This is a genomic window from Kitasatospora sp. SUK 42 (assembly GCF_015776785.2).
In the GTDB taxonomy this organism is placed as follows: domain Bacteria; phylum Actinomycetota; class Actinomycetes; order Streptomycetales; family Streptomycetaceae; genus Kitasatospora.
This window is the reverse complement of record NZ_LFMD02000005.1, coordinates 541139-545454: the sequence shown is the minus strand read 5'-3', so window position 1 is coordinate 545454 and position 4316 is coordinate 541139. Positions and strand designations below refer to the sequence as shown.

The window sequence follows — 4316 nt, the reverse complement described above, 5'->3', positions numbered from 1 at the left end:
GCGGCTGGTCGCCGACGGCGTCGACGCCGTGTCGGAGTTCCCCGTCAACCGCGGCTGGAACCTCGACGAGCTCTACCACCCCGACCCCGAGCACGCCGGCACCTCGTACACCCGCGAGGGCGGCTTCCTGCACGACGCCGACCGGTTCGACCGGGAGTTCTTCGGCATCTCGCCGCGCGAGGCCACCGCCACCGACCCGCAGCAGCGCCTGCTGCTGGAGACCGCGTGGGAGACCTTCGAGAGCGCCGGATTCGACCCGGCCACCCTGCGCGGCAGCAACACCGGCGTCTTCGCCGGCGCCATGTACGACGACTACGCGTCCCGACTGGCCGCCGCACCCGAGGAGTTCGAGGGCTTCCTGCTCGCCGGGAACCTGTCCAGCGTGCTCTCCGGCCGGCTCGCCTACACCTACGGGCTGGAGGGCCCGGCCGTCACCGTCGACACCGCCTGCTCCTCCTCGCTGGTCGCCCTGCACCTGGCGGCGAACGCCCTGCGCACCGGCGAGTGCGACCTCGCCCTGGCCGGCGGCGTCACCGTGATGTCCGGGCCGAACACCTTCATCGAGTTCAGCCGCCAGCGCGGCCTGTCGCCCGACGGCCGCTGCCGCTCCTTCGCCGCCTCCGCCGCCGGCACCGGCTGGAGCGAGGGCGTCGGGCTGCTCCTGGTCGAGCGGCTCTCCGACGCCCGCCGCAACGGCCACCAGGTGCTGGCCGTCCTGCGCGGCTCGGCCGTCAACCAGGACGGCGCCTCCAACGGCCTGACCGCCCCCAACGGCCCGTCCCAGGAGCGCGTCATCCGCCAGGCGCTGGCCAACGCCGGCCTGACCGCCGCCGAGGTCGACGCCGTCGAGGCGCACGGCACCGGCACCACCCTCGGCGACCCGATCGAGGCGCAGGCCCTGCTGGCCACCTACGGCCAGGAGCGGACCGCCGAACAGCCGCTCTGGCTCGGCTCGTTGAAGTCCAACATCGGCCACTCCCAGGCGGCGGCCGGCGTCGGCGGCGTGATCAAGATGATCGAGGCGATGCGGCACGGCGTCCTGCCCAGGACCCTGCACGTCGACGAGCCCTCGCCGCACGTGGACTGGTCCGAGGGCACGGTCGCGCTGCTCACCGAGGAACAGGACTGGCCCGCGCTGGACCGGCCGCGCCGGGCCGGGGTCTCCTCCTTCGGCATCAGCGGCACCAACGCCCACGTCATCATCGAGCAGCCGCCCGCGGAGCCGGCCCCGGCGCAGACGGCGCCCGCCCCGGGCCCGACGGTCCTGCCCTGGGTGCTCTCGGGCCGCGACGAGACGGCCCTGCACGCCCAGGCCGAACGGCTCCGCGAGTACGTCGCGGCCCGCCCCGAACTGGACCCGGCCGACCTCGCGTTCTCGCTCGCCACCACCCGGGCCGCCCTGGAGGAGCGGGCCGTGGTCCTCGGCGGCGACCGCGACGCCCTGCTGCGCGGACTGGACGCGCTGGCACGCGGCGAGTCCGCCCCCGGCGTGGTCCGCGGGAACGGCACCCGACGGGGCAGGACGGCCTTCCTGCTCACCGGGCAGGGCAGCCAGCGCCTGGGCATGGGCCGCGAACTCCACCAGGGCTCGCCGGTCTTCGCCCGGGCCCTGGACGAGGTCTGCGCCCACCTGGACGGCGCGCTCGACCGGCCGCTGCGCGAGGTGCTCTTCGCACCCGAGGGCTCCGCCGACTCGGCGCTGCTCGACCAGACCGCCTTCACCCAGGCCGCGCTGTTCGCCGTCGAGGTCGCGCTGTACCGGCTGCTCGAACACCACGGCGTCACCCCGGACTTCCTGCTCGGCCACTCCATCGGCGAGGTCACCGCGGCGCACCTGGCCGGGGTCCTCGACCTCCCGGACGCCTGCGCGCTGGTCGCGGCCCGAGGCCGGCTGATGCAGGCGGCCCGCGAGGGCGGCGCGATGGCCGCCGTCCAGGCGAGCGAGGCGGAGATCCGCGAGTCGCTGGCGGGCTTCGGCGACGCCGTCGCGGTGGCCGGGATCAACGGGCCGCGCTCGACCGTCATCTCGGGCGACGCGGCGATCGTCGACAAGCTCACCGTCGAATGGCGGGCCCGCGGCCGCAAGACCAAGCGACTGCCGGTCAGCCACGCCTTCCACTCCCCGCACATGGCCGAGGTGCTGGAGGAGTTCACCGCCGAGGCGGCCCGGCTCACCTTCCACGCCCCGAGGATCCCGGTGGTCTCCAACGTCACCGGCGAACTGGCCACCACCGAGCAACTGTGCTCCCCGGAGTACTGGGCGCGGCACATCCGCGAGGCGGTGCGCTTCCTCGACGGCGTGCGCACCCTGGCCGCCGAAGGCGTCACCGAGTACCTGGAACTGGGCCCGGACGGGGTGCTCACCGCCCTCGCCGAGGACTGCCTGACCGAGCCGGCCGGCGCCCTCGCGCCCGTCCTGCGCGCGGGCCGGTCCGAGGCCGAGACCGTCACCGCCGCGCTCGCCCTGCTGCACACCCGCGGCGTGCGGATCGACTGGACGAAGCACTTCCCCGGCGCCCGCCGGGTCCAGCTGCCGACCTACGCCTTCCGGCCCGGCCGGTACTGGCTCCAGGGCCCGGCCGCCGTCGGCCAGGCGGGCGGCTTCGGCCTCGACCCGGCCGACCACCCGCTGCTCGGCGCCGCCGTCGCGCTGGCCGACCGGGACGAGTACCTGCTCACCGGGCGCCTCTCCCGGCACAGCCACCCGTGGCTGACGGACCACGCCGTCGCGGACACCGTCCTGCTGCCCGGCACGGGCCTGCTGGAGCTGGCCGTACGGGCCGGCGCGCAGGTCGGCTGCGCGCAGGTCGAGGAGCTGACCCTGATGGCGCCGTTGGTACTGCCCGAACGGGGCGGCGTCCAGCTCCAGTTGGTGCTGGCGGCGGCCGACGAGCACGGCCGGCGCAGGCTCGACATCCACTCCCGCCCGGACGAGGACGCCGAACTGCCGTGGACCCGGCATGCCAGTGGGGTGCTCGCCCCCGAGGTCGTCGCCTCGGCCTCGGCCGATCTGCTGTCCTGGCCGCCGGCCGGAGCCGTCGAGATCGACCTCGACGGCGTCTACGACCGCCTGCTCGACCAGGGTTACGGCTACGGCCCCGCGTTCCAGGGGCTGCGCCGGGTGTGGCGAGCAGAAGGTGAGCTGTTCGCCGAGGTCGGCCTGGGGGAGGGGCAGCGCGGTGACGCCGCGCGCTTCGCCCTGCACCCGGCCCTGCTGGACGCGGCACTGCACCCGCTGCTGCCCGGGGTGGCCGAGGAGGGTGGGCGGTCCTGGCTGCCGTACGCCTGGTCCGGCGCGAGCGTGACCGCCACCGGCGCCACGCTGCTCAGGGTCCGGCTGGCCGTCGCGGCCGCCGAGGCCGAATCGCTGACGGTGTCGCTGACGGTGGCCGATGGTGCGGGTGCGCCGGTGGCGGTGGTCGAGTCGCTGGTGCTGCGTCCGGTGTCGGTGGACGGTCTACGCCAGGCCGGTGCCGGTACCCGCGACGGGCTGTTGAGTGTGGCCTGGCGTCCGGTGCCGGTGGGCGATGCTGCTGCCGACTGGGCGGTGCTGGGCGCCGATCTCGGGCTTGGCGGGGTGGTGTTCCCGGGTCTCGGTGAGGTGGCGGAGGCGGCGCCGTCGGTGGTGCTGGCGGGCTTGCCCCGGCTGGATGGTGCCGAGGTCGTGGGCGCTGTTCATGAGGTGACGGCCGGTGTGCTGGGTCTGGTGCAGGGCTGGTTGGAGGAGGCCCGGCTGGCGGGTTCGCGGCTGGTGGTGGTGACGCGCGGCGCGGTCGCGGTGGGCCCGGAGGGCGTCGCGAACCTGTCGCAGGCGGGTGTCTGGGGTCTGCTGAGGAGCGTGCAGACGGAGAACCCCGGCCGGTTCGTCCTGCTGGACCTGGATGCCGATGAGACGTCAATTGCCTTGATCGCGGGCGCTTTGGCCTCGGGTGAGCCGCAGTTGGCGGTTCGCGGTGGTCAGGTGCTGGTGCCGCGGCTCGTCCGGGCAGCTGCGGATGTGGTGTCCGAGGGGCCTGATTGGGGCCGGGGCACGGTGTTGGTGACGGGTGCGACGGGTGCGTTGGGTGGTGTGCTGGCGCGGCATCTGGTGTCGGTGCACGGGGTTCGTCGGCTGGTGCTGTTGAGTCGTCGTGGTCTGGCGGCCGATGGTGCGGTGGAGTTGGTGGCGGAGCTGGCCGAACTTGGTGCCGAGGCGGTGGTGGCCGCTGCGGATGCGGCGGACCGCTCCGCGTTGGCGGAGGTGCTGGCTTCGATTCCTGACTTGTCGGCTGTGGTGCATACGGCTGGTGTGCTGGACGACGGTGTCGCGGTGTCGA

Annotated in this window: 1 protein-coding gene; it reads left to right on the top strand. The window is 74.6% G+C overall.

The features are described from left to right. Positions 1-4316, top strand: a 4316-nt coding sequence (locus RZ50_RS21010; RefSeq protein WP_254802893.1) for a beta-ketoacyl synthase N-terminal-like domain-containing protein, incomplete at both ends; no start/stop codon positions are given.